Below are 25,253 nucleotides of genomic sequence, written 5' to 3' on the forward strand. Positions count from 1 at the left end.
TGATGACTGCGACGCTCTCGACTCCGCCCGTGCCCACCTCAGGCAAGGCTCTCGGAGTCCCCGCCGACCCTGCCGACCCGAGCCGGCAGGTCGACTGGCGACGCCTGAAGGGGCCGGTGACGCTCGCCGCGCTGATCGCGCTGGCGGTGGCCATGGTGGCCCAGTCGATCGGCACCGTCGTGGCCGGACGGCTGGCGGAGAACCCGACCGCGAGCCTGGTCGGCTGGCTGGCGCTCTGCGTGATCGGCGCCTCGCTGATCGACTCGACGGCGAAGATCGCCTGGGTCGGGGTCTCGGACCGGGTCGAGGGCAAGCTGCGCGAGGACGTGCTCCAAGCGGCCATGCGACAGCCGCTCTCCGAGTTGAGCGAGCAGGCCGTCGGCGAGATCCTCGACCGGGTCGACGACGACTCCCACGAGGTCGGCAACCTGCTGCGCTGGCAGCTGTGGATGCTCTTCCGCTCCGTCTTCGCGGCGCTGCCGATGTGGATCGTGGCCAGCTTCACCTGGTGGCCGGCGGCGATCCTGTTCCCGCTGCTCGCCGCGGTGACCTGGTTCGTCATCCGCCGGCTGCTGGGCAAGATCTCCGAGCTCAAGGTCATCGAGGAGGCCTCCTGGACCGACCACGCCGCTGTGCTCGAGGAGGGCATCGCGGGGCGTGACGACCTGCGTACGAGCCTGGGCCAGGACCACGTGGTCGCCCGGGTGGCCCGGCTGTCGGCGATCGTCCACGAGAAGTTCCGAGCGGTCGTCACGGTCGAGGCGAAGGTCGGCCGCCGGGCCGGCGTGCTCCTGCACTCCCTGCTGGCCGGCATCGGTCTCGCCGGAGTGGCGCTCGCCGCGAACGACCGCCTCGGGATCAGCGCGCTGGTGACGCTGTTCCTGGTCACGAGCACGTTCGTGGGCCAGATCGCCATGCTCGCCAACCACTTGCCCGACATCCAGGCGGGCCTGGGCGCGGTCATCCGGCTGCGCCAGATGATGGGATCGGAGCCGGAGCCCGAAGGCGGCGAGCCCGTCCCCGGCGGGGGAGCCCTCGAGGTCGAGCTGCGCGACCTGACCTTCTCCTACGCCGAGGGCACCTTCGCCCTCCAGGGCATCTCGCTCACGGTGCCGGCCGGCGACACCATCGCCCTGGTCGGCCGCACCGGCTCCGGCAAGTCGACGCTCGCCTCGCTGCTCTCCCGGGCCGTCGAGCCCCCGCGCGGCTCGGTGTTCCTGGGTGGCGTGGACGTACGCGACCTCGACCTGCAGCAGCTGCGCGCCTCCGTGGGCGTGGTGACTCAGCGCACCGAGATCCTGGCCGGCACGCTCGCGGAGAACATCGCGCTCTTCGATGACGTGCGTCCGCGCGAGGACATCGAGCGGGCGGTGGCCCGGCTCGGGCTCTCGGAGTGGGTCGCCGGTCTGCCCGACGGGCTCGACACCCTGCTCGGACCTGGCGGCACCTCGCTGTCTGCGGGGGAGGAGCAGCTGGTCGCCTTCGCCCGGCTGCTGGTGCGTGACGTACGGGTGGTCGTCCTCGACGAGGCGACGGCGCGGATGGACCCGCTCACCGAGCGCCGGGTGGTCGCGGCCGCCGACCGGCTGCTGACCGGGCGTACGGGCATCCTGATCGCCCATCGGCTCTCCACCATCGAGCGGGCGCCTCACGTGGCCGTGCTCGACCACGGCCGGGTGATCCAGCACGGCCTGCGGGCCTCGCTGGCGACCACGCCGGGGCCGTTCCATGACCTGCTGGAGGCCAGCCGCACCGACCATCACGACTCACCCTCCCCGGCTGCCAAGCCTGTGGACCACTCCACCCTCGACCATGTCGCGGAGGGCAACGTCGGCGGCAAGCGCCGCCAGGGCGCTCCGCCGGACGTCCCCGAGGTCGGCACCGGGCCGTCGCTCGCCCGTGGGATGCTGCACGTCCTGTTCCTGCGCCCCGAGTGGGGCGTCGCGGGTGCGCTGCTCTTCCTGTTCGCCTCGATGACCGGTGCGCAGGGTGCCTTCACCGGGCTCCTGTGGGGCCGGATCGTCGAGTCGCTGCAGGACGGCGGCAGGCCGACGGTGATGTCGGGACTGCTCGTGGTCAGCCTGCTGGCCGCGCCGCTGATGCTCGCCGACGCCTTCTACCGCTACCCGCGCTGGTGGATCGAGGTCATGCTGCGTGCCCGGATGGCCGTGCTCTACGGCCAGACCCGCCAGCACCGCCTGACGCGTACGCCGCCGGGCGAGGTTGTCGCCCGCTCGATGGACGCGGACCGGTACGCCCGCTACGCCGACCGCTGGGTCGACTTCGTCAACGGTCTCGTGATCGCGACGATCACCGCTCTGCTCGCCGGCACCGCGCTCGCGGGCGCTGTGCTCCTGGTCGTCATGATCGCCTCGGCGCTGGCCTCCGCGGTCGGTCGGCCGATCGCCGGCCGCTCGGCCGCGGCCTCCTCCGCCGCTCGCGCGCGGTTCGGCCGTGCGGTGGTCTCCGCGCTGGAGTCCGTACGCACGGTGAAGCTGGCCGCGGCCACGCCGCAGGTCCACGCCCACCTGCAGCACGTCGACGCAGGGAGGGTCGAGGCAGCGGTGAAGGAGCACCGGGTGCAGGCGTTCCTCGACGGGGTTCCCGCGCTCATGGTGCAGTGCGGTGTCGTGGCTGCCTGGGGGATCTACTTCGGCGGCGGCTGGGGTCTGGCGACCGCGCTGCTGGTCGCCAACGCGGTCTCGGGCTTCGACTGGTTCGGCCGGGTGGCCGGCATGGTCGTCACCGAGGCTCCCGGCACCCGCGCATGGCAGAAGGAGACCAGCCGGTTCGCCGGCGGTCGCGACCTGATGGATCTGCCGCCGGGCGTCGACCTGGTCACCGGTGACGCGCCGGATCCGGGCCCGGTCGAGCAGGTGCCGCTCGAGTCCCTCGAGCTCTCGGCCCTGTCGGCGGTCCACGACGACGGCACGATCGGCGTCTCCGACGTCTCGCTCACGATCTCGAGCGGCGAGCTGGTCCTGCTCGTGGGGCAGGTCGGCTCCGGCAAGTCATCCCTGCTGGCGTCGCTGGCCGGCCTGATCGAGCACACCGGCACGATCCGGTGGAACGACGAGCTGGTCCAGGACCCGCAGTCCTTCCTGAGGCCGGGGCAGGTGGCGTACGTCGCCCAGGTGCCGCGGGTGCTCTCCGGCACCTTCGCCGACAACATCCGCCTGGGCCACGACCGGCCGTTCGACAGCCCGGTCGCCGACGCGCGGCTCGAGCTCGACGTCAAGGAGGCGGGCGGCGCGGACGCGATCGTCGGTCACCGTGGCGTACGCCTCTCCGGGGGACAGGTCCAGCGCCTCGCCCTGGCGCGAGCGCTGGCCGCCGACACCGAGCTGCTCCTGGCCGACGACGTCTCCAGTGCGCTCGACGCGGCCACCGAGATCGAGCTCTGGCGGGCGCTGCGTGACCGGCACACGACGGTCATCGGCGCCACCTCGAAGCGAGCCGCTCTCGCTCAGGCCGACCGGGTCGTCGTCATGGTCGACGGTGAGATCGCCGCGGTGGGTCCGTGGACCGAGCTCGCTCCGGCGTGGTCCCACCTGGCCGGCTGACTCCCCGCCGAGGCGTCACTCCGGTCGTTCGACTGGGCACTGCGGTGCCCACTCGGCCGACGGGGGTGACGCCTCGGCCGACGGGGGTGACGCCTCGGCCTCAGGCGGCTTTGCCGTGCTCGAGTGCGCGGCGCAGCGAAGCAGCATCCACGCCGAGGGCCTGTAGGGCAGCATGTCCTTCCCCCTCCGCGCGCAGGATGGCGAGCAGGATGTGCTCGGTGCCGATCGAGCGGTCCTTGAGCCGGATCGCCTCGCGCAGCGAGAGCTCGAGGACCTTCTTCGCGTCCTTGGTGAAGGGGATGTGCCCGCCGAGGCGGCGGCGTGGCTTCCCACTGTCCAGAGCACCGGCACCGAACACCTCCTCCACCTTGGATCGCACCGCGTCCAGGTCGATCCCGAGCGCAGACAGCGCGTCGGCGTCGTCGTCGCCGAGGCGCCCGTGGGCCCGCTCGACCTCCGCCCGCAGCGCAGCGGCATCGACACCGGCCTCGGCGAGTGCCCGGGCGGCGGACGAGCCGGCGCTGGAGCCGACCGCCAGCAGCAGGTGGTCGTCGCCGATGCGCTCGTGACCGAGCTCGGCGGCGTACGTCTGGGCAGCGGTCACCGCATCGCGGGCCGGCTTGGTGAACCTCTCGAACATCACATCTCCTTCGCGTACTTCTTGTGGACCGCCTGTCGGCTGACCTCCAGCGCGTCGGCGATCTCCTGCCAGGCCCATCCCTGTCGGCGGGCGTTCGCCACCTGCAGCCGCTCCAGCGAGTCGGCGAGGCGACGCAGTGCGAGCGCGGCTCGCAACCCGGTGCTCGGGTCGGCGCTCGCGGCCGACTCGGCAAGGTCCTTCGCATCCGTCATGCTGTCAATATAGGTTGACATCACCATCGTGTCAACCTGGGTTGACGAAACCGGCCCGCCGCCGGGACACGCGTCACACCGATTCACGGAATAGCCCGCAAATCGCCGAAGGTTAGGCAGTAGTGACTGACATCGCCAGCCCCGAGACCGCCGCGAGACCGGTCACCACCGTCCGGTTCGTGATCGCCATGCTCGCCCTCGCAACGGGTGGGTTCGCGATCGGTACGACCGAGTTCGTCACCATGGGCGTGCTGCCCGAGATCGCCGAGGGCGTCGGCGTCGGCACCTCGACGGCCGGCCACCTGATCAGCGCCTATGCGGTGGGAGTGGTGGTCGGCGTACCGATCCTCTCGTTCTTCGTCGCCCATCTTCCGCGCAAGGGGCTACTGCTGTCGCTGATGGCGGCGTACGCGCTGTTCAACCTGCTCAGCGCCGTCGCCGTGGACTACAAGATGCTGCTGGTCGCGAGGTTCCTCGACGGGCTCCCGCACGGCGCCTACTTCGGCGTCGCAAGCATCGTCGCGACGTCGATGGCCGCGCCCAAGCACCGCGGACGAGCGGTCGCCCTGGTGATGCTCGGGCTCTCGGTCGCCAATGTGATCGGCGTCCCGTTCGCGACCTGGCTCGGTCAGACCGCCGGCTGGCGGGCACCGTACGCAGCCGCAGCGGGCCTCGCGCTGCTGACCGTGGTCCTGGTGCAGCTCTCGGTGCCCCACTTCCCGGGTGACCCGACCGCGACCGGCCGCAGCGAGGCCGGCCAATTCTTCACCAACAAGCAGGTCTGGCTGACGATGCTCGCGGGTGCGATCGGGTTCGGCGGCATGTTCGCGGCCTACTCCTACATCTCCCCGATCGTCACCGACACCGCCGGCCTGGCCGAGGGGGCGGTGCCGTGGTTCGTCTTCGCGTTCGGCACCGGGATGGTCGTCGGCACCTGGGTCGCGGGGGAGCTGGCCCGCTGGTCGGTGATGGGCTCGCTGCTCGCGAGCAGCCTCGGCATGGTGGCGGTGCTGACGCTCTTCTGGCTGGTCGCCCCGGCCGGGTGGTGGCTCGCGCCAGTCGCCTTCCTGACCACCGCGATCGCGTCGGTGCTGGTGATCAACCTGCAGGTGCGCCTGATGGACGTCGCCGATGACGCGGTGACCCTCGGCGCCGCGATGAACCACGCGAGCCTCAACATCGCCAACGCCCTCGGCGCCTTCGCCGGTGGCCTGGCCCTCGACGTCTGGAGCGTCCGTGAGGCGCCCCTGGTCGGCGCCGGCCTGGCCGCCGCCGGGATGCTGGTGCTGCTGTGGAGCACCAGCATCCACCGGCGTAAGGCCTAGAGGGCCTCTTCGTTGCCGTCCGTGGCGGTCGCCGCCTCGACCGCCGCCAGGAAACCGTCGGCCCAGGCCTTGGAGTCGTGGTGGCGGATGGTGTCCCACAGTCCGCGCATCCGGTCCTTGGCCTCGGCCTCGTCCATGTCGACGGCCTGCAGGAAGACCCGGACCATGTCGGAGACGTCGTGGGGGTTGGTCAGCACCGCGCCGCGAAGCTCGGCGGCTGCCCCGGCGAACTCGGAGAGCACCAGCGTGCCGCTCGTGCCGAGGAGACCGTGGACCGCGGCGTACTCCTTCGCGACCAGGTTGAGGCCGTCGCGCAGCGGGGTGATCCACATGACGTCGGCGTTGGCGTAGTAGGCCAGCAGCTCCTCGAACGGGATCGGCCGGAAGTAGAAGTGGACCGGCATCCAGCCCATCCGCGAGAACCGGCCGTTGATCCGCCCGACCGCCTGCTCGATCTGGTTCTGCAGGGTCTTGTAGACGGTCATCTCGCCGGCCGCGGGCACGCAGACCAGCACCAGCGACAGCTCGCCCAGCAGCGACGGGTCCTCCAGCAGCGCTCGCTCGAAGGCCTCGAGCTGCTGCAGCACGCCCTTGGTGTAGTCGAGGCGGGAGACGGCCAGCGCGATCCGCTGACCCTCGAATTCCTCCTTCACCCGGGCGATCGAGCTCTGCACCGCCGGGGAGGCCAGGGTCTGCTCGATCCGCTTCGTGTCGACGCTGACCGGGTTGGCGCCCAGGTGCACGCGACGTCCACCGACGTCGATCACCGAGGGCATGGTGTCCAGACCGAGAGCGAAGCCGTACGTCCGGAACCGAGGCGCCGAGTCCTCGGTCTCGATGACCTCGACCGGCGCCACTCCGCGGGCCACGTCGACGAAGTTCTCGACCTGGCGGGGGATGTGGAACGAGATGTAGTCGCACTGCAGCAGCGAGCCGATGATCTCGCGGCGCCACGGCACCACGTTGAAGACGTCAGCGCCGGGGAAGTGGGTGTGGTGCAGGAACGCGATCTTCACGTCCGGCCGCATCTCCCGCAGGTAGGCCGGCACCATCCACAGGTTGTAGTCGTGGATCCAGACGATGCCGCCGTACGCCGCCTCGGCCGCCGCCTGCTCGGCGAAGGCCCTGTTGACCCGGCAATAGACCTTCCAATCGTCCTCCTTGAACTTCGCGCGTTCCCAGAAGGTGTGCAGCAGCGGCCAGAACGCTTCCTTGGAGAAGCGTTTGTAGAAGACGTCGACGTCCTTCTTCGACAGGGGCAGCCGGGAGGCCACCAGGCCCGGGTAGAGCTTGGGGTCGACGACCGTATGGGTGGCGAACTTGCCGCGCTTGGGGTCGTCGATGGACCAGGCGACCCAGGATCCGGTGCGCTCGGTGAAGAACGAGAGCAGCGTCGGGATGATGCCGTTGGGCGACTTCGGCCGCCGGCGCTTGACCTCGCCGTCCTCGATCACCTCGTCATAGGGGAGCCGGTGGTAGACCATGACGAGGTCGGACTTCCCGGGGTCGTCGGCGTCGTTCTCCGGGTCGTAGATGTGCTCGTCGTCGAGCAGGTTGAAGTGCCTGATCGCCTGCAGGATCCCGCCGGTGCCGGGGGAGGTGGCGTGGAACGTACGCTCCTTGTCGCGGGTCGCGTCCAGCAGCAGGTCCTCGGCCTCGCCGACGCAGACGCCCGGGAACCCGATGTCGTACATCGACAGGTCGTTGAGGGTGTCACCTGCGACCAGCACGCGGTCCTTGGGGATGCCGAGGTGCTCGACGAGCTTCGTCACCGTGTGGCCCTTGTTGATCCCGGCGGGCAGCACGTCGAGATAGTGGCTGGCGGAGTAGAGCAGGTCGCAGCCGATCTCCGCGACCAGCGGGGCGAGGTCGTCGGTGACGGCCTCGGGGTCGCAGAAGTAGGAGACCCTGCGGTCCTGGGGCACGTTCTGCCGGACCAGCCCGGGGCGGTCGCCGATCTTCTCGAGCACGGTGAGCTCGCCCGGCCACTTGGCGGCGATCTCCTGCTGGATGGGCTCGACGGCGAGCAGGTCGTGTCCGGTCACGATGGTGGCGCCGACGTCGCAGATGATGAAGTCGGGCGTCGGGATGGTCGGGTCGGCGAGCAGCGGCAGCACGGACTCCAGCCCACGACCGGTGACGAAAGACAGAAGTACGTCCTCGCGACGGCTCAGCGTCTGGTACAGCTTGACCTTCGCCTCGGGGTCGCCGGCTAGGAATGTTCCGTCCAGATCGGTCGCAAGCAGCATGCGTGCGTTGGCAGCGGACGTGTCGTTCACAAGTCTCCTCGAGGGTCGCCTGGCCTCGAGGCCGATTCGGCAGCTGGCCCGAGGCTGCGGACCCCTTGGAGGATCCGCGGGTCGACCAAACAGGTTAACAGGGGCATGTGTCGGGCCGGAAAAGGGCATTTGACGGGCCATCGAATCTGCACTGAGTGGAGCCTCTCAGGAGGTCCACAAACTCGTAAGAAATTGGATGCACCTGTTCGATAACTCCGTCGAGAATCGGTCGTTGATGGGTCATGCGGATCCTGCCCGCGGCCTTCAAGAAGACCGCGGGCGACCACGGTCCTCGACGTTGATCACGGGGGGCGCCGAGGCCCATGGCCGGCACGCAGGTCGGTGCCGCGGGCAGGATCCACAGATCGTACGGATCGGTGATCGATCCTCTTCCTCCCACCATTTCGAGCCTTTCGGCGGGTGGCTGACAGAATGCGCACATGACCGGCAGCACTGCTCCTACGACTAGGCCCAGGGTCCTCTCCGGCATCCAGCCGACGGCGGACTCCTACCACCTCGGCAACTATCTCGGCGCGGTCCGGCAGTGGGTGAGCCTGCAGGAGGAGCACGAGCCGTTCTTCTTCATCGCCGACCTGCACGCGATCACGGTCGAGCAGGACCCGAAGGTGCTCCGCGAGCGTACGCGGCGGGCCGCCGCCCAGCTGCTGGCCGCCGGCGTCGACCCGGACCGGTCCGCGATCTTCGTCCAGTCCCACCTGCCCGAGCACGCTCAGCTCGGCTGGGTGATGCAGTGCATCACCTCGTTCGGTGAGGCCCGGCGGATGACCCAGTTCAAGGACAAGTCCGCCAAGGGCGGTGAGGGCGCGGCCTCGGTCGGCCTCTTCTCCTACCCGATGCTGATGGCCGCCGACATCCTGCTCTACCGCCCGGCGTACGTCCCGGTCGGTGAGGACCAGCGGCAGCACCTCGAGCTGACCCGCGACCTCGCGCAGCGGTTCAACAGCCGCTACAAGAAGACGTTCCGGCTGCCCGAGCCCTACATCCTCAAGGAGGTCGCGAAGATCTACGACCTCCAGGACCCGACGATCAAGATGTCCAAGTCGGCCTCGTCGCCGACCGGGTTGATCGACATGCTCGACGACCCGAACGTCTCGGCGAAGAAGATCCGCTCCGCGGTCACCGACTCCGAGATGGAGATCCGCTTCGACGAGGAGGCCAAGCCGGGCGTCTCCAACCTGCTCCGGATCTACTCCGCGCTGACCGGCTCCGAGATCGACACCCTGGTCGGCAAGTACGCCGGCAAGGGCTACGGCGATCTGAAGAAGGATCTCGCCGAGGTCGTCGTCGACTACGTCACCCCGTTCCGGGAGAAGACCTTCGAGGTTCTCGAGGACCGGGCGTACCTCGACGGCATCTTGCAGCAGGGTGCGGAGAAGGCAGGCGTGGTCGCCCGCAAGACTCTGGCCGACGTCTACGAGCGGGTCGGCTTTGTGCCCCCCGCGTCGCCGCTCGGCTAGTAAGGTCGGCGCATGCGCACCATCGGTGTTGCCATCGCGATCCCGGAGCCATGGGCAAGTCAGCTCCAGGACTACCGGACGTCTCTCGGGGACGCGACGGCGACCATGATCCCGACGCACATCACTCTTGTGCCCCCGACGGAGATCCACGACGACCTGCTGCCCGACGTCGAGAGCCATCTCGAGTCGGCGGCTTCGCGGGTCGCCCCCTTCAGCGTGCACCTGCGCGGCACCGGCACCTTCCGGCCGGTCTCGCCGGTGGTGTTCGTGGCTGTGGTGCAGGGCATCTCGGGCTGTGAACAGCTGGCCAACGCGGTTCGGCAGGGACCGCTCGATCAGAAGCTCACGTTTCCCTATCACCCGCATGTCACGATCGCTCACGACCTTCCCGACGCTAGCCTCGACAAGGCTTTCGGCGAGCTGGCCGACTTCGAGTGCGAGTGGTCGGTCGAGGAGTTCCACCTCTACGTCCACGACGACACGGATGGCTGGCGCCCGACGCGGGAGTTCGCGCTGAGAGCAGCACTGACCGGTTGAGGCGGGCTCGGGTCCGCCCATGAACGACGGATGGGGACCTCGGGATGAAGGACAAGGTCAAGGCAAAGATCGCCGAGCTGCGTGCGCGCTTCCCGGCGCTGGACCGGGTGATTCGCACGCAGGAGCACTACGGCGACGTCGGGGCCGCCCAGCAGGCCGGTGCGATCACCTACTTCGGCTTCCTGTCGACGTTCCCGATCCTCGCGCTCGCGTTCTTCGCCGTCGGCCAGATCGCCAAGGTCTACTCCGGAGCCGAGAGCGACCTCGTCGAGGCGATCGACCAGGTCCTGCCCGGGCTGGTCGGCGACGGTGCCGGGCAGCTGAAGATCTCCGACATCGAGAGTGCGGCCGGCGCGGTCGGGATCATCGGTGTCATCGGTCTGCTCTACGCCGGCCTCGGCTTCATCGACGGACTTCGCAAGGCCCTCGAGGCGGTCTTCCTGGTGCCCGACGAGGATCAGCCGGGCTTCTTGGCGGCCAAGGCCCGCGACCTGGTCGCACTCATCGGGCTCGGCCTGATCCTGCTGGTCGCGGTGGCCGTCACCGGCCTCGTACGCACCTTCTCGGTCAACGTCTTGGACTGGATCGGCCTCGACGAAGGCTTCGGCTGGTTGATCGTCCTCCTCACCCTGGTGCTCGGCCTGGCGGCCAACACGGTGCTCTTCTTCGCGATGTTCCACCTGGCTCCCCAGAGCGACACCCCCAAGCGTCCCCTGTGGGCCGGCGCCGTGCTCGGCGCGATCGGCTTCGAGATCCTCAAGCAGGCCTCGACCCTGCTGCTCAAGGCCACCCAGGGGCAGCCGGCCTTCCAGGCCTTCGGCATCGCCCTCATCCTGGTCGTCTGGATCCACTACACCTCGATGGTGATCCTGTACGCCGCCTGCTACGCCCACGTCGGCGCGACTCCTGCCGAGCCGGAGACCGATAGTCCGGGGAGTTCCGGTCGGTCTACCGGCGAGTAATGGACGGAAACTCCCCGGACTATCCGGGAGCGGCCCGAACGCCAGCACGGGTGCGGCGGATGAGAGAGTCGTACCCATGAAGCTCGAGAAGACTGACGGCGCGCTCCTCCTGGTCATCGGGGTCTGGACGATCGCGATCTGGACCAACTTCGGCCGCAACCTCGTCAAGACCGCCAAGGACCCGGAGCAGACCCGTCCGAAGCCCTACTACATCGCCCACGCGGTGCTCGTGGTCGTCGACGTTCTCCTCGGCGGCCTGCTGATCAAGCTGGGAGTGCAGCGGCTGCTGACGAGGGGATAGCCCTCAGGAGGACTCGGCCGTGTCGAGGTGGTCGACCAGCTCGGTGAGCTGGTCGCGCAGCGCGAGCGCCTCGTCACGGGTGATCCCCATCGATGCGCCGAGCTCCTGCGGTACGCCGGAGACCTGCTCCTCCAGGGCCTGGCCGGCCTCAGTCAGGCTGACCAGCACCCGGCGCTCGTCGCCGGGGTCGCGGTCGCGCCGCACCAGCCCAGCGGTCTCGAGCCGCTTGAGCAGCGGCGTCAGGGTGCCCGAGTCGAGCCGCAGGCGCTGGCCGAGGGAGGTCACCGAGAGCGGCTCCTCGCTCTCCCAGAGCACCAGCATCACCAGATACTGCGGATAGGTCAGCCCGGTCCCCTTGAGCAGCGTCACATAGCGCTTCGTCACGGCTCTGGTCGCTGCGTACAGCGGGAAGCAGAGCTGAAGGTCGAGCGAGAGCTGAGGGTAGGTACGGCCGGACACATCGATCAGTCTACCCCCTTGCGCTATTAAATTGTGCACAATATAGTTGTGCACATGACACCGATCTACACAGCCACCGCAGTCAGCACCGGCGACGCCCGCAACGGCCACGTCCAGTCCTCCGACGGTCTCATCGACGCCGACGTTCGCGTCCCCAAGGAGATGGGTGGCGCCGGCGGTGCCACCAACCCCGAGCAGCTCTTCGCCGCCGGCTACGCGGCCTGCTTCCACTCGGCGCTCAAGCTCGTCGCAGGCAAGGCCAAGGTCGACATGACCGACTCCGAGGTCGTCGCCGACGTGAGCATCGGTGAGAACGGCCAGGGCGGCTTCGGCCTCGCCGTGCAGCTCGAGGTGACCATCCCCGGCGCCGACGCCACGACCGCGCAGCAGCTCGCCGAGCAGGCCCACCAGGTCTGCCCGTACTCCAACGCCACCCGTGGCAACATCGAGGTCAAGCTCACCGTCGCCTGACCACCGGTCGAGGCGTCACCTACGTCGGCCGAGTGGGCACGACCGTGACGTCTCGGCCGACGTACCTGACGTCTCGGCATAGAAGAAGGGCCGCTCTCCGAGGAGAGCGGCCCTTCTGTCACGTGGTGACCAGACGGTCAGCCGAGGATCAGCGACTTGCGCAGGTCCTTGTTGAGCTGGGAGATCACGTCGAGCGGGATCTCCTTGGGGCAGGCGGAGGCGCACTCACCGATGTTGGTGCAGCCACCGAAGCCCTCGGCGTCGTGCTGGCCGACCATGGACTGCACGCGCGAGTAGCGCTCCGGCTGGCCCTGCGGCAGCTCACCGAGGTGGGTGATCTTCGCGCCGAGGAACAGCGAGGCGGAGCCGTTGGGGCAGGCGGCGACGCAGGCGCCGCAGCCGATGCAGGTGGCCGTGTTGAACGCCCGCATGGCCTTGTCGCGCGGGGCCGGCACCGAGTTGGCCTCGGGGGCCGAGCCGGTGTTGGCCGAGATGTAGCCGCCGTTCTGGATGATCCGGTCGAACGCGGAGCGGTCGACGATCAGGTCCTTGACGATCGGGAACGACGCGGCGCGCCACGGCTCGATGGTGATGGTGTCACCGTCGTTGAAGGAGCGCATGTGCAGCTGGCAGGTCGTGGTGACCTCCGGGCCGTGCGCCTCGCCGTTGATCATCAGCGAACACATGCCGCAGATGCCCTCGCGACAGTCGGAGTCGAACGCGATCGGCTCCTCGTCGTTGTGCAGGAGCTGCTCGTTGAGCAGGTCGAGCATCTCGAGGAAGGACATGTCCTGCGAGACGCCGTCCAGCTCGTACGTCTTGAGCGCACCCTTGTCGGACGCGTTGGCCTGCCGCCAGATCTTGAGCGTCAGCTTCACTTGTAGGACCTCTGCTTCATCTCGATGGCGGTGTAGATCAGATCTTCCTTGTGGAGGATCGGGGCGCCGTCCTCGCCACCGAACTCCCAGGCCGCGACGTAGGCGAACTCGTCGTCGTGACGCAGCGCCTCGCCGTCCTCGGTCTGCGACTCGGCGCGGAAGTGGCCGCCGCAGGACTCGCGCCGGTTGAGCGCGTCGATGCACATGAGCTCACCGAGCTCGATGAAGTCGGCGACACGGCCGGCCTTCTCGAGGTCCTGGTTGAGGGAGTCGGCCGAGCCGAGGACCTTGACGTTGGTCCAGAACTCCTTCTTGAGCTCGCGGATCAGCCCGATGGCCTTCTTGAGGCCCTCCTCGGTCCGCTCCATGCCGCAGTACTCCCACATGATCAGGCCGAGCTCCTTGTGGATCGACTCGACCGAGCGGGTGCCGTTGATCGACATGAACTTGTCGATCCGCTCCTGGACCGACTGCTTCGCCTCGACGACCGCCGGGTGGTCCTCGGAGATCGGGTCGAACGGGCCGTCGGCGAGGTACTCGCGGATGGTGTTCGGGAGCACGAAGTAGCCGTCGGCCAGACCCTGCATCAGCGCCGAGGCACCGAGGCGGTTCGCGCCGTGGTCGGAGAAGTTGGCCTCACCGGTGCAGTAGAGACCCTCGATGTTGGTCGAGAGCTCGTAGTCGACCCAGAGGCCGCCCATGACGTAGTGGACGGCGGGGTAGATGCGCATCGGCAGCTCGTAGGGGTTCTCACCCGTGATCCGCTCGTACATGTCGAGGAGGTTGTCGTACTTCTCCTCGATCGCGGCCTTGCCCAGGCGCTCGATCGCGGCACCCAGGTCGAGGTAGACACCGCGGCGGAACTTCTTCACCGTGCCGTCGGGCTGGGTCTCGTCGACCTCCGGACCGACGCCGCGGCCCTCGTCGCACATGTACTTCGCCGCGCGCGAGGCGATGTCACGGGGGACCAGGTTTCCGAAGGCGGGGTAGATCCGCTCCAGGAAGTAGTCGCGGTCCTCCTCGGGGATCTCGCGCGGGTCCTTGGCGCAGTCCTCGGCGTTCTTGGGCACCCAGATGCGGCCGTCGTTACGCAGCGACTCCGACATCAGGGTCAGCTTCGACTGGTGGGCGCCGGTCACCGGGATGCAGGTCGGGTGGATCTGCGTGTAGCAGGGGTTGGCCATGTAGGCGCCCTTGCGGTGCGCACGCCACGTGGCGGTGACGTTGGACCCCATCGCGTTGGTCGAGAGGTAGAAGACGTTGCCGTAGCCGCCGGTCGCGAGCACGACCACGTCGGCCAGGTGGGTCTCGATCTCGCCGGTGACCATGTCGCGGGCGATGATGCCGCGGGCCTTGCCATCGGCGACGATCAGCTCGAGCATCTCGTGACGCGTGAACTGCTCCACGGTGCCGGCGGCGACCTGGCGCTCCATGGCCTGGTAGGCGCCGATGAGGAGCTGCTGCCCCGTCTGGCCGCGGGCGTAGAACGTACGCGACACCTGCACGCCACCGAAGGAGCGGTTGTCGAGCAGGCCGCCGTACTCGCGGGCGAAGGGCACGCCCTGGGCCACGCACTGGTCGATGATGTTCACCGACTCCTCGGCGAGGCGGTAGACGTTGGACTCGCGGGCGCGGTAGTCGCCGCCCTTGACCGTGTCGTAGAAGAGCCGGTAGGCCGAGTCGCCGTCGCCCTTGTAGTTCTTGGCGGCGTTGATGCCGCCCTGGGCGGCGATCGAGTGGGCGCGACGCGGGGAGTCCTGGTAGCAGAACGACTTCACGTTGTAGCCGGCCTCGCCGAGCGTGGCGGCAGCGGCGCCACCGGCGAGACCGGTGCCGACGATGATCACCGACAGCTTGCGGCGGTTGGCCGGGTTGACCAGGCGGTTCTCGAACTTGCGGGTCGTCCAGCGCTCCGCGATCGGGCCGGTCGGCGCCTTCGGGTCGACCAGCTTGTCGCCGAGCACGTAGTAGCCCGCGGCGTCGTCGGATTTCTGGACCGGTGCCTCGTTGGTCGGGGTGAGGCCGGACAGGTAGTGGGTTCCAGCAGCCATGTGTCAGATGTCCTTACGAGATGACGCCGAAGACGGTGAACAGGGGGACCAGCGAGAAGCCGCCGGCGACCACGATCGCGACGACCCAGCCGGCGACGCGGGCCCTGGCACGCGACTCAGCGGTGTTGGTGAACCCGAGCGTCTGGATGGCGCTGAAGGTGCCGTGGTGCAGGTGGAACGCGAGCGCGAGCATCGCGAGCAGGTAGATGATGACCATCCACCACTGCTCCGGCTGGAACGCGGCGATCAGCAGCCGGTAGGGGTTCTCGGTGACCTCAGGGGCCTGCCCGCCAGCACCCACGTTGATCTTCACGATGGTGAACTGGAGCAGGTGCCAGACGACGAAGAGGAGCAGGGCCACGCCGCCCCAGCGCATGGTGCGCGAGGAGAGCGACGAAGCCTTGTTCTTCTTCACCGCGTACTTCACCGGGCGCTGCGCGTGGGCACGGATGGAGAGCGCCACCGCCGAAGCGACGTGCGCGATCAGTGAGCCCAGGAGCACTACCCGCAGGATCCAGAGGAGCCCGCCGTACGGCAGCATCGGCTCCCCGAACGTACGCAGGTGCTCGGCGTACTCGTTGTAGGCCATCTCGCCGCTGAAGGCTTTGAGGTTGCCGTACATGTGCGCCAGCACAAAGAGGATGAAGACGATGCCGCTGGCCGCCATAAGGAGCTTCAGGGCGATCGTCGAGCGCGTCGACCGCGCGCCTTTGATCAGAGTCGTGGTTGCCACGGCACGCACGCTACTACCCCTCATACCCGAACTTGTACGCAGGGAGTATGTGACATTTTCGTCGCTGCGTGGGCGGGTGGGGTTACTGGCGAGTATCTTGGGAATGGGTTAGGCAAGCCTAACAGCAGGGTGTGCATTCTCCGTGGCGATGGCGTGAGATTGTGAGGACCGGACCTCGCTCAGCGCCACCAGGCGGGCCAGCAGCTCGTCGACGGCATCGGTCCACGGACGCGTCGCGACCAGCTCCCGGCCGCGGTCGCCGAGCAGGCGCCGCCGGGGGTCGGAGACGACCGAGGCGACCGCGTCGGCGAGCTCGCGGGCGCGGGCCGGGTTGTAGAGCAATCCGGTCTCCATGTGCTGGACGATCTCAGCCGCCGCGCCGGCGCGCGGGGCGACCACCGGGAGGGCGCTGGCCGCGGCCTCACGCAGGATGTGGCCGCATCCCTCCTCCTCGCCGGGGTGGACCAGAACGTCGAGCGACGCCAGTGCGATGGCGAGGTCGCCGGTGCCCAGCGGGCCGGTCAGCTTCGCCTGCGGGACCCGCTGCTTGAGCCATCCGCGCTGGGGTCCGTCGCCGATGATGACGAGGCGGATCCCCGGCACCACGGTGAGCTCGGCGAGGCGGCGTACGCCATGGCTCTTGGCGAGGTTGCCCGCGTAGCCGACCACGACCAGCGGTGTGGGTCGGGACTTCGCCTTGGACCACCGGCGGTGGAGCCAGTCGTCGCGCAGACTGGGCGAGAAGGCGGCCGTGTCGACCCCCGGCTCCCACACCTCGGCGGCGACGTCGATCGCCGCGAGCGTGCGGCGCAGGTACTCGCTTGTGACAAAGATCTCATCGGCGTACGCGGCGATCGAGGTGCTCCAGGTGAGCGCCGCCTTGGGGGAGAGAGGGGACTGCTGGACGACCAGCGTAGTCGCGGCGGCCGCCGTCGGCGACGACAGAGCCTTGCGGCCCAGGCGGCCCGGGTCGAAGGTGACCACGACGTCCGGCTCGAACGACTCCAGGGCGTTGCGTACCTGGCGGCCGGTCTTGGCGATCGGCGAGACGCGGACGACCCGGCTGTTGCGGTAGACCGAGAGTCCGGGGCCGGGCGCGATGAACCGCACCTCGTGGCCCGACTCGATCATGCGGTCGGCGATGGCCTTCACCGTGGTTGTGACACCATCGATGGTAGGAAAGAAGCTCTCGGTGACCAGCGCCATCTTCATGGGACCAGCGTCCTGGCCGGGGATGGCGAGAGCGCGACGTGTGCGTTGACCTGGGATGAACCATCGGCACGACCAGTAGACGACCAGCGTGATGAGGACAATCAGTGGCGGTATCCAGACGGGTCTGGACGCTTTCGGCAGCAGCACTCGCGGTTGCTGGGCTCGTAGGGATGTCGGGCTGTGGTCAGGCACCGACCCAGCAGCCGTCGGGCGAGCGCGTCTCCGAGCAGCCCTCGACCGCGACGCCGGCCTTCGAGATGCCGGTCGAGAAGCCCAACCTGCTGATGATCACGGTCGATGACCTCTCCGCCCTCGACATGGACTACCTGCCGAGCGTGAAGAAGCTCGTGGGGGACAGCGGCGTCACCTTCACCGACGCGGTCGCGCCGACGCCGATCTGCGTGCCGGCCCGCGCCTCGCTGCTGTCGGGGCAGTACGCCCACAACCACGGGGCCCACACCATCCACGGTCCCGAGGGTGGCTATCCCTCCTTCGACGACTCCGCGACCCTGGCCACCTCGTTGCAGGAGGCGGGCTACTCGACGGTGTTCACCGGGAAGTACCTCAACGAGTACGGCGACGCGGGGACCGAGCGCGACCTGCCTCCGGGCTGGGACGAGTGGCGCGCGACCGTCGACCCCTCGACGTACAACTATCTGGGTGCGAAGTTCAACGTCAACGGGCGTCTGGTGAAGCCCAAGGGCTACTCGACCACCGTCATCACCCAGCAGGCGAGAGCAGCGCTGACGGACGCCAAGAAGAAGGCCGGGGCCGCGGAGAAGCCGTGGTTCCAGTGGGTCAACTACGTGGCCCCGCACATCGGCGGGCCGACGGAGAAGGGTGACCCCAAGCAGCGTTTCCCGGGCACCAAGGGTGCGATCGGCGTACCGGTGCCGGACAAGCAGGACCGGGACAAGTACGCCGACGAGCCGATCCCGGAGCAGCCCAACCTGTTCCCGGAGGCGCGCAAGAAGTTCCCGAAGGGGTCGCCGTCGCGGAAGAACCCCTCGCAGATCGAGAAGGACGCCTACCGGCTCTCCTATCAGCGGCGGATCGAGTCGGCGCGCAGTCTGGACCGCAACATCGCCTCCCTGCTCGGTGGGCTGAAGAAGAGCGGCGACCTGGCGCGCACCCTGGTCGTCTTCACCTCCGACAACGGCTTCTCGAGCGGCTACCACAACTTCAACGGCAAGCTCTGGTACTACGAGGAGTCGCTGCGGATCCCCGTGCTGATGAGCGGGCCCGGCGTACCGAAGGGGCGCGAGGTCGGGACCACGCTGACCAACCCGGACATCGCCACGACGCTGCTCGCGGCGGCCGGGGCCGGCGATCCGCACGAGCCCGACGGCATCGACATCCTGCCGTGGCTGCGTGCGCCCGAGCAGACCCGCGTCGTACCGATCGAGGCGTGGCCGACCTCCGACGGCACCTCGCGGCTCTGGTCCGGGGTGCGCGTGGGGCGGTGGACCTACGTCGAGCTGACCACCGGTGAGGTCGAGCTCTACGACCGCACCAACGATCCGTACGAGATGAAGAACCTCGCCGACGACCCGGCCCACGCCGCGACGGTCTCGCAGCTGGCCGACCTGACCGACAAGTACCGCGACTGCGCCGGCGACAGCTGTCCCAAGAAGATGTACGCCGCCGACCGCCCGCTCGACCTCGACGGTCTCTAACGAGTTAAAGTAGACTAAATAACTCTTATTACTTGGGGAGTGTTTGGTCATGCCGGTCGTCAACCTGTTCACGCGTCGCAAGCGCGCTGCTGTGGCGACGGCGGCGATGAGCGCCCTCGCGGTGACCGGCCTGGTGCACGAGCCGGCCGCGGTGGCGGCCGGCCCGACGCGTACGCCTGCTCTGGAGCGGCCGACGGAGAGGCCGAACCTGCTGATGGTCACGGTCGACGATCTCTCCGCCCTGGACATGGACTACCTGCCGCGAGTGCGGAAGCTGCTCGAGCGGACCGGCGTCTCCTTCTCCGACGGGATCGCGCCGACGCCGATCTGTGTGCCGGCGCGGGCCTCGCTGCTGACCGGGCAGTACGCCCACAACCACGGCGCGCGCACGATCGAGGGGCCGTACGGCGGGTATCAGGCCTTCGACGACTCCTCGACGGTCGCGACGTCGCTGCAGGACGCGGGCTACTCGACGGTCCTGGCGGGGAAGTACCTCAACGGCTACGGAGAGGGCGCGACCCGCGGCGACGTGCCGCCCGGCTGGGACCAGTGGCGCGCGACCGTCGACCCGTCGACCTACAACTTCCGTTCGCCGAAGTTCAACGTCAACGGCGAGATCATCAAGTCCAAGGGCTACTCCTCGACGGTCATCACCGAGCACGCGAAGGCCGGGATCGCGGCCGAGCGGGCGAGCGGGAAGCCCTGGTTCACCTGGGTCAACTACGTGGCGCCGCACCACGGTGGGCCCTCGGGGCCCGACGATCCGAAGAAGATCTACCCGGGCACCGACGCCGCTCTGTCCGTGACCGTGCCCGACGCCCAGGACCGAGGGTTCTACGACAACGTCCAGATCCCGGCGCGGCCGAACCTCTTTCCCGAGGACACCTCCGGCTACGCGAAGGGCTCGCCCGGGCGCGGGAAGTTCAACCCGCGCAAGAAGGACGCCCTCCGGATCGCCTACCAGCGCCGCCTCGAGGCGATCCGCAGCCTGGATCGCAACATCGCCTCGCTTCTGGGTGGGCTGAAGAAGAGCGGTGAGCTGAAGCGGACGCTGGTCGTGTTCACCTCCGACAACGGCTTCTCGAACGGTTACCACAACCTCAACGGCAAGCTGTGGCACTACGACGAGTCGCTGCGGATCCCGGTGCTGATGAGCGGCCCCGGAGTGCCGCGCGGCCGGACGGTACGGACCCCGGTCACCAACCCGGATCTCGCCGCGACCCTGCTGGCGGCGGCCGGGGCTCGGCCACCTCGGGCGCCGGACGGGATCGACATCATGCCGTGGCTGAGCGCGCCCGAGCAGGTCCGCGCGATCCCGATCAGCGGCTGGCGGGTGACCGACGGGAGCAGGCAGCTGTGGTCCGGCGTCCGGGTCGGCTCCTGGACCTACGCCCGTCTGCACACCGGCCAGGTCGAGGTCTACGACCGCTCCTCGGACCCCTATGAGCAGCACAACCTCGCCGCGGACCCGGCCGTCGCGGAGACCGTGAAGGCGCTCGCGAGGCTAGCCGACCGCTATCAGAACTGCGCCGACTCGACCTGCCCGAAGGACCTGTACGCCTCCGGCCGGGCGCTCGACCTGGAGACGCTGTGACCAGGATCGGTGACCTGGACCGCGAGGCCGCGCGGGCGCGGCTCGTCGAGGCGTACGCCGAGGGGAGGATCGACGCGCCCGAGCTGGAGTCGCGTGCCGAGGCGGTGTGGGGCGCCGCCCGGTCCGCCGAGCTCGCCGCGGTCGTCGACGACTTGGGCGAGGATCCCGCTCCGCCTGGTGGGGCGGGCCCCCGCCTCGTACGTGATCTGCTGGTCTTCCTGATCTGCGGCGCGATCGCCGTCCTGGTCTGGCACCTCACTGGCAGGGGGTTCTTCTGGCCGGTCTGGGTGCTGGTCTACACCGGCCTGCCCCTGCTGCGCCTGTGGCGCGACTAGGACTGCTTGGCCGACTGCTTGGCCAGGGTGTCCGCGGGGACGCGGCCCGACTCGATCTCCCGCGCCAGCTCGGTGATGCGTACGCCGCTGGCGGCCCAGCTGCCGGCGCGCTCCTCGTGGATGGGGGTGAAGGCGCGGCGCACCTCGACGGTCCAGTGGCGGCCGAAGACGACCCGGGCGCCGACGGCGAAGGGGAGGATCGCGAGCAGGAGGAGGAGCTCGATGCCGGTGAGCAGCATGACCGCGACGACCACGACGAGGATCGGCAGCGCGATGATGAGCCAGAGCACCATGAGGATCGCGCTGATCGGGTCGTCGCCGGAAGGGGCGCCGAGAGGGATCTCCAATGCGTCGAGACTCAGGCGGCGCGACTTCCGCTGCCAGGGGACCCAGCGTCGGGTGATCCGATAGGCCTGTCCGCCCGGAGTACGTACCTTCACGGCGGTCAACCTAACGGCGTGTCTCAGTTAGCGGTTGTAAACCTCACACTTTGTGGTCACCGCCACTTCATCGGCCTAAGGTTCGACCCATGAACGACGCCGCTCGCGACGACTCGTTGCGCCTTGCCCAGCCGGCGGATGCCCATTCCCAGGCAGAGTGGGAGGCGGCGACTGCTGCCGTCCTCCGTAAGAGCGGTCGGCTGACCGCCGACGACGCCGACTCGCTCGTCTGGGACAAGCTGACCCGCACCTCCCTCGACGGACTCCGGATCGCCCCGCTCGGCCTGCCGGGAGGGTCCTTCGTCGACGCGGCCCGTCCTGCGCGCGCCGGCGCCTGGGACATCCGCTCGCTCGTCTCCGGTCTCTCCGGCGTGGACGCCAAGGCGGCCAACGAGGCCGCGCTGGTCGACCTGGACGGCGGGGTCTCCTCGCTGTGGGTGGCAGCCGACGAGACCACCGACCTCGCAGTGCTCCTCGACAAGGTGCTCCTCGACCTGGCCCCGATCGTGCTCGACGCGCCGATCGGTGCGGTCAAGGTCGCCCAGAACCTGCTCGCGCTGATCGCCGAGCGCGGCACCGGCCTGCACGCCGCGACCAACCTGGGTGCCGACCCGATGGGCGCGCTGCTGCGCGACCTGCCGCTGGCGCCCGACGAGGCGTTCGCCGAGCTGGTCGACCTCGCCCGCCTCGCCCAGGGGATCGGGGTGCGCGCGATCGTCGTCGACGCCACGGCTGCGCACGATCTCGGCGCGTCCGACGTGCAGGAGCTCGGCTGGTCGATCGCGGTCGGCGTCGCCTACCTGCGTGCGCTGACCGAGGCCGGGTTCTCGCCCGCCGTGGCGGCGAGCCTCATCGAGTTCCGGTTCGCGGCCACCGACGAGCAGTTCCCGACGATCGCCAAGCTGCGGGCCGCCCGTCAGCTGTGGGCACGCGTCCTCGAGCTCTCCGGGGCCGAGGGCGTGGAGATGCGCACCCACGCGGTGAGCTCGCGACCGATGCTGTCGAAGTACGACCCCTACGTGAACATGCTGCGCGGCACCGTCGCGGCCTTCGCCGCCGGTGTCGGCGGCGCGGACGCGGTGACCGTGCTGCCGTTCGACTCCGCCAACGGCGTGCCGGACGGGTTCGGGCGACGGATCGCCCGCAACGTGTCCCACCTGCTGATCGACGAGTCCCACGTCGCGGCCGTCGCCGACCCCGCCGGTGGCTCCTTCGCCGTCGAGCAGCTGACCGCCGACATGGCCGCGGCCGGCTGGGAGGCGTTCATCCAGATCGAGGAGGAGTGGGAGCAGGGACGCGACTTCTCGCCCTTCCGCGACCGGATCGCCGCGGTCTCCGCCGAGCGGGAGAAGGCGATCGCGCGCCGCCGACGTCCGATCACCGGGCTCACTGAGTTCCCCAACCTCGCCGAGACGCTCCCGGAGCGGCCGGTCGACCCGCTCAACGAGCGGGTGGTGCGCTACGGCGCCTCCTTCGAGGCCCTGCGCGACGCTCCCGCCACCACCAAGGTCTTCCTCGCCACCCTCGGCACGGTCGCCCAGCACACCGCCCGGGCGACGTTCGCGACCAACCTCCTCGCCGCCGGTGGCATCGGCGTCGAGGTCGCGGGCGCGACCGCTGACGCCGAGGACCTCGCCGGGAAGTACCGCGCAATTTCTCGGGGGCATACCGGCGCGCCGCCGGTCGTCTGCCTGGCCGGCTCGGACAAGGCGTACGCCGAGTGGGGTGCGGCCGCGATCGCAGCCCTCCGCGAGGCCGGTGCCACACACGTGATCATCGCCGGGAAGCCTGACGCCGTCGACGCCGAGGTGGACGACGCCGCCTCGATGGGTGTCGACGCGCTCGCCTTCCTGACCGCTACGAGGGAGAAGCTCGCATGACCATCCCCAGCTCCTTCAAGGGCCTCCCGCTGAAGGGCGAGACCCCGCCGTACCCCGCCGACGCTCCCTCGGGTGAGGGCTGGCTGAGCCCTGAGGGCATCGAGATCCAGCCGGCGTACGGGCCTGAGGATCTCGAGGGTCTCGACGCGCTCGACACCTTCCCGGGGCTGAGCCCGTTCCTGCGCGGGCCCTACCCGACGATGTACACGACCCAGCCGTGGACGATCCGGCAGTACGCCGGGTTCTCGACCGCGGAGGAGTCCAACGCGTTCTACCGCCGCAACCTCGCCGCCGGCCAGAAGGGTCTGAGCGTCGCCTTCGACCTGGCCACCCACCGTGGCTACGACTCCGACCACCCGCGGGTGCGCGGCGATGTCGGCATGGCGGGCGTCGCGATCGACTCCATCTACGACACCAGGACGCTGTTCGACGGCATCCCGCTGGACCAGATGTCGGTCTCGATGACCATGAACGGCGCGGTGCTGCCAGTGCTGGCGCTCTACATCGTGGCCGCTGAGGAGCAGGGTGTCCCGCCGGAGAAGCTGGCTGGGACCATCCAGAACGACATCCTCAAGGAGTTCATGGTCCGCAACACCTACATCTACCCGCCGGCGGCGTCGATGCGGATCATCGGCGACATCTTCTCCTACACCGCCGCGAAGATGCCCCGGTTCAACTCGATCTCGATCTCCGGCTACCACATGCAGGAGGCCGGGGCGACGGCCGATCTCGAGCTCGCCTACACGCTGGCCGACGGTGTCGAATACCTGCGGACCGGTCTGGCCGCGGGCCTCGACGTCGACGCGTTCGCGCCGCGGCTCAGCTTCTTCTGGGCGATCGGGATGAACTTCTTCATGGAGGTCGCCAAGATGCGCGCGGCCCGCGCGCTGTGGTCGCGTCTGGTCTCGCAGTTCGACCCGGCGAACCCCAAGTCGCTCTCGCTGCGGACCCACTCGCAGACCTCCGGCTGGTCGCTGACCGCCCAGGACGTCTTCAACAACGTCGGCCGCACCGCGATCGAGGCGATGGCGGCGACCCAGGGCCACACCCAGTCGCTGCACACGAACGCGCTGGACGAGGCGATCGCGCTGCCGACCGACTTCTCGGCCCGCATCGCCCGCAACACCCAGCTGCTGCTGCAGCAGGAGTCCGGCACGACCGAGATCATCGACCCGTGGGGCGGCTCCTACTACGTCGAGCGTCTGACGCACGACCTCGCCGAGCGCGCCTGGGCACACATCCAGGAGGCCGAGGCGGCCGGCGGGATGGCCAAGGCGATCGAGCAGGGCATCCCGAAGATGCGCATCGAGGAGGCGGCCGCCCGCACCCAGGCGCGCCTCGACTCCGGTGCCCAGAAGCTGATCGGCGTCAACACCTTCCGACTTCCCTCCGAGGACCCGCTCGACGTGCTCAAGGTCGACAACGACCAGGTCTACAAGCAGCAGCTCGCCAAGCTCGAGCGGCTGCGCGCGGAGCGCGACGACGAGGACGTACGCCGGGCCCTGGAGGCCATCACCAACGCGGCCGGCTCGACGAGCAAGCCCAGCGGCACCGGCAACCTGGACGGCAACCTGCTCAAGCTGGCCGTCGACGCGGCCCGGGCGAAGGCGACCGTCGGGGAGATCTCCGACGCGATGGAGAAGGCCTGGGGACGGCACCAGGCCGTCATCCGTACCATCTCCGGTGTGTATCGGGACGAGGCGACGACGTCGGGTGACTCGAAGGTCACCAAGGTGCTGGAGGCGACCAAGGAGTTCGAGGAGGCCGAGGGACGCCGCCCGCGGATCCTGGTCGCGAAGATGGGCCAGGACGGTCACGACCGTGGCCAGAAGGTCGTGGTCTCGGCCTTCGCCGACCTCGGCTTCGACGTCGACGTAGGCCCGCTGTTCTCCACCCCCGAGGAGGTCGCGCAGCAGGCGGTCGACGCCGACGTACACATCGTCGGGGTCTCGTCGCTGGCTGCCGGTCACCTCGCGCTGCTCCCCGCGCTGAAGGCGGCGCTGGAGGAGCAGGGGCGCCCGGACATCATGATCGTCATCGGCGGGGTCATCCCGCCCGACGACGTGGCCACGCTCGAGCAGATGGGCGCCGCCGCGGTCTTCCTGCCCGGCACCGTCATCGCCGACTCCGCCATCGACCTGCTCGGTCGTCTGCGGGAGCAGCTCGACCACTGACCAGCGGTAGCTCCGAGTATGTCCTCGCCGGGGGCGTCGGGCTCGTCTAGCCT

At 69.2% G+C, this 25,253-nt stretch carries 21 protein-coding genes; 12 read left to right on the top strand and 9 right to left on the bottom strand.

Features of this window, described 5'->3' with window-relative positions; genetic code table 11:
- Positions 1 to 29 precede the first annotated feature (29 nt).
- Positions 30 to 3,563, top strand: a complete 3,534-nt coding sequence (locus ACIO3S_RS05830) for an ATP-binding cassette domain-containing protein (protein ID WP_400460464.1) — start codon at positions 30 to 32, stop codon at positions 3,561 to 3,563.
- 100 nt (positions 3,564 to 3,663) lie between these two features.
- Here ACIO3S_RS05830 and ACIO3S_RS05835 read toward each other — a convergent pair whose 3' ends face one another.
- Both ACIO3S_RS05835 and ACIO3S_RS05840 read right to left on the bottom strand, forming a co-directional pair.
- On the bottom strand, positions 3,664 to 4,203 hold the full coding sequence (locus ACIO3S_RS05835; RefSeq protein ID WP_400460466.1) for a Clp protease N-terminal domain-containing protein: 540 nt from the start codon (positions 4,201 to 4,203) through the stop codon (positions 3,664 to 3,666).
- On the bottom strand, positions 4,203 to 4,415 hold the full coding sequence (locus ACIO3S_RS05840) for a helix-turn-helix domain-containing protein (RefSeq protein ID WP_141802873.1): 213 nt from the start codon (positions 4,413 to 4,415) through the stop codon (positions 4,203 to 4,205). The genes ACIO3S_RS05835 and ACIO3S_RS05840 overlap by 1 nt, the downstream gene beginning before the upstream one ends.
- A 122-nt stretch (positions 4,416 to 4,537) precedes the next feature.
- Here ACIO3S_RS05840 and ACIO3S_RS05845 point away from each other — a divergent pair, with 122 nt between their 5' ends.
- On the top strand, positions 4,538 to 5,740 hold the full coding sequence (locus ACIO3S_RS05845) for an MFS transporter (protein WP_400460469.1): 1,203 nt from the start codon (positions 4,538 to 4,540) through the stop codon (positions 5,738 to 5,740).
- Here the strand turns inward: ACIO3S_RS05845 and ggpS are convergent.
- Positions 5,737 to 8,019 (bottom strand): glucosylglycerol-phosphate synthase, encoded by a 2,283-nt coding sequence (ggpS, locus tag ACIO3S_RS05850; RefSeq protein WP_400460471.1) that lies wholly within the window; start codon positions 8,017 to 8,019, stop codon positions 5,737 to 5,739. The genes ACIO3S_RS05845 and ggpS overlap by 4 nt on opposite strands.
- Before the next feature lie 440 nt (positions 8,020 to 8,459).
- Here ggpS and trpS point away from each other — a divergent pair, with 440 nt between their 5' ends.
- The 4 genes from trpS (at position 8,460) to ACIO3S_RS05870 (ending at position 11,297) form a co-directional block, all read left to right on the top strand.
- Positions 8,460 to 9,497, top strand: coding sequence for a tryptophan--tRNA ligase (gene trpS / locus ACIO3S_RS05855; protein ID WP_400460473.1), 1,038 nt, complete (start codon positions 8,460 to 8,462; stop codon positions 9,495 to 9,497).
- A gap of 12 nt (positions 9,498 to 9,509) precedes the next feature.
- Entirely contained in the window at positions 9,510 to 10,034 is a 525-nt protein-coding gene (locus tag ACIO3S_RS05860; protein ID WP_350665729.1) for a 2'-5' RNA ligase family protein, read from the top strand.
- A gap of 44 nt (positions 10,035 to 10,078) precedes the next feature.
- The gene (locus tag ACIO3S_RS05865; protein WP_400460475.1) at positions 10,079 to 10,996 is read left to right on the top strand and encodes a YihY/virulence factor BrkB family protein; all 918 of its coding nucleotides are present in this window, start codon (positions 10,079 to 10,081) and stop codon (positions 10,994 to 10,996) included.
- A gap of 76 nt (positions 10,997 to 11,072) precedes the next feature.
- A complete protein-coding gene (locus ACIO3S_RS05870) occupies positions 11,073 to 11,297 on the top strand; it encodes an SCO4848 family membrane protein (RefSeq protein WP_091052819.1) in 225 nt (74 codons plus the stop codon).
- Between the two features lie 3 nt (positions 11,298 to 11,300).
- Here ACIO3S_RS05870 and ACIO3S_RS05875 read toward each other — a convergent pair whose 3' ends face one another.
- Positions 11,301 to 11,762: a MarR family transcriptional regulator gene (locus ACIO3S_RS05875; RefSeq protein WP_160025239.1), complete on the bottom strand. Its 462-nt coding sequence runs from the start codon at positions 11,760 to 11,762 to the stop codon at positions 11,301 to 11,303.
- Positions 11,763 to 11,810: 48 nt separating this feature from the next.
- Between ACIO3S_RS05875 and ACIO3S_RS05880 the strand changes: the two genes are divergently transcribed.
- Positions 11,811 to 12,227: an organic hydroperoxide resistance protein gene (locus tag ACIO3S_RS05880; RefSeq protein WP_400460477.1), complete on the top strand. Its 417-nt coding sequence runs from the start codon at positions 11,811 to 11,813 to the stop codon at positions 12,225 to 12,227.
- A 137-nt stretch (positions 12,228 to 12,364) separates the two neighbouring features.
- On the opposite strand, the gene ACIO3S_RS05885 is transcribed toward ACIO3S_RS05880, so the two are convergent.
- The 4 genes from ACIO3S_RS05885 to ACIO3S_RS05900 form a co-directional block, all read right to left on the bottom strand.
- The gene (locus ACIO3S_RS05885; protein WP_400460479.1) at positions 12,365 to 13,105 is read right to left on the bottom strand and encodes a succinate dehydrogenase/fumarate reductase iron-sulfur subunit; all 741 of its coding nucleotides are present in this window, start codon (positions 13,103 to 13,105) and stop codon (positions 12,365 to 12,367) included.
- The gene (locus ACIO3S_RS05890) at positions 13,102 to 15,156 is read right to left on the bottom strand and encodes a fumarate reductase/succinate dehydrogenase flavoprotein subunit (protein ID WP_160025236.1); all 2,055 of its coding nucleotides are present in this window, start codon (positions 15,154 to 15,156) and stop codon (positions 13,102 to 13,104) included. Before ACIO3S_RS05890 ends, ACIO3S_RS05885 begins: the two co-directional genes overlap by 4 nt.
- 13 nt (positions 15,157 to 15,169) lie before the next feature.
- On the bottom strand, positions 15,170 to 15,889 hold the full coding sequence (locus ACIO3S_RS05895; RefSeq protein ID WP_350719721.1) for a succinate dehydrogenase cytochrome b subunit: 720 nt from the start codon (positions 15,887 to 15,889) through the stop codon (positions 15,170 to 15,172).
- A 108-nt stretch (positions 15,890 to 15,997) separates the two neighbouring features.
- Complete coding sequence (locus ACIO3S_RS05900; RefSeq protein ID WP_400460482.1) at positions 15,998 to 17,101, bottom strand: glycosyltransferase; 1,104 nt, start codon at positions 17,099 to 17,101, stop codon at positions 15,998 to 16,000.
- A 104-nt stretch (positions 17,102 to 17,205) separates the two neighbouring features.
- On the opposite strand from ACIO3S_RS05900, the gene ACIO3S_RS05905 reads away from it, so the two are divergent.
- Genes ACIO3S_RS05905 through ACIO3S_RS05915 form a run of 3 tightly spaced genes read left to right on the top strand, consistent with a single transcriptional unit; the run spans position 17,206 to position 20,706 of the window.
- Complete coding sequence (locus ACIO3S_RS05905; protein WP_400460484.1) at positions 17,206 to 18,777, top strand: sulfatase-like hydrolase/transferase; 1,572 nt, start codon at positions 17,206 to 17,208, stop codon at positions 18,775 to 18,777.
- Between the two features lie 49 nt (positions 18,778 to 18,826).
- Positions 18,827 to 20,371, top strand: coding sequence for a sulfatase-like hydrolase/transferase (locus ACIO3S_RS05910; protein ID WP_400460486.1), 1,545 nt, complete (start codon positions 18,827 to 18,829; stop codon positions 20,369 to 20,371).
- Complete coding sequence (locus ACIO3S_RS05915) at positions 20,368 to 20,706, top strand: DUF1707 domain-containing protein (RefSeq protein WP_400460488.1); 339 nt, start codon at positions 20,368 to 20,370, stop codon at positions 20,704 to 20,706. The genes ACIO3S_RS05910 and ACIO3S_RS05915 overlap by 4 nt, the downstream gene beginning before the upstream one ends.
- Here ACIO3S_RS05915 and ACIO3S_RS05920 read toward each other — a convergent pair.
- Positions 20,703 to 21,146 carry a hypothetical protein gene (locus ACIO3S_RS05920; protein WP_400460490.1) on the bottom strand — a complete coding sequence of 148 codons (444 nt, stop codon included), beginning with the start codon at positions 21,144 to 21,146 and terminating at the stop codon, positions 20,703 to 20,705. The genes ACIO3S_RS05915 and ACIO3S_RS05920 overlap by 4 nt on opposite strands.
- Positions 21,147 to 21,235: 89 nt before the next feature.
- Between ACIO3S_RS05920 and ACIO3S_RS05925 the strand changes: the two genes are divergently transcribed.
- Positions 21,236 to 23,026 (top strand): methylmalonyl-CoA mutase family protein, encoded by a 1,791-nt coding sequence (locus tag ACIO3S_RS05925; RefSeq protein ID WP_400460492.1) that lies wholly within the window; start codon positions 21,236 to 21,238, stop codon positions 23,024 to 23,026.
- Positions 23,023 to 25,200 (top strand): methylmalonyl-CoA mutase, encoded by a 2,178-nt coding sequence (gene scpA, locus ACIO3S_RS05930; RefSeq protein WP_400460494.1) that lies wholly within the window; start codon positions 23,023 to 23,025, stop codon positions 25,198 to 25,200. The genes ACIO3S_RS05925 and scpA overlap by 4 nt, the downstream gene beginning before the upstream one ends.
- The last annotated feature ends 53 nt before the right edge of the window (positions 25,201 to 25,253 follow it).

The organism is Nocardioides sp. NPDC087217 (genome assembly GCF_044744805.1).
In the GTDB taxonomy this organism is placed as follows: domain Bacteria; phylum Actinomycetota; class Actinomycetes; order Propionibacteriales; family Nocardioidaceae; genus Nocardioides.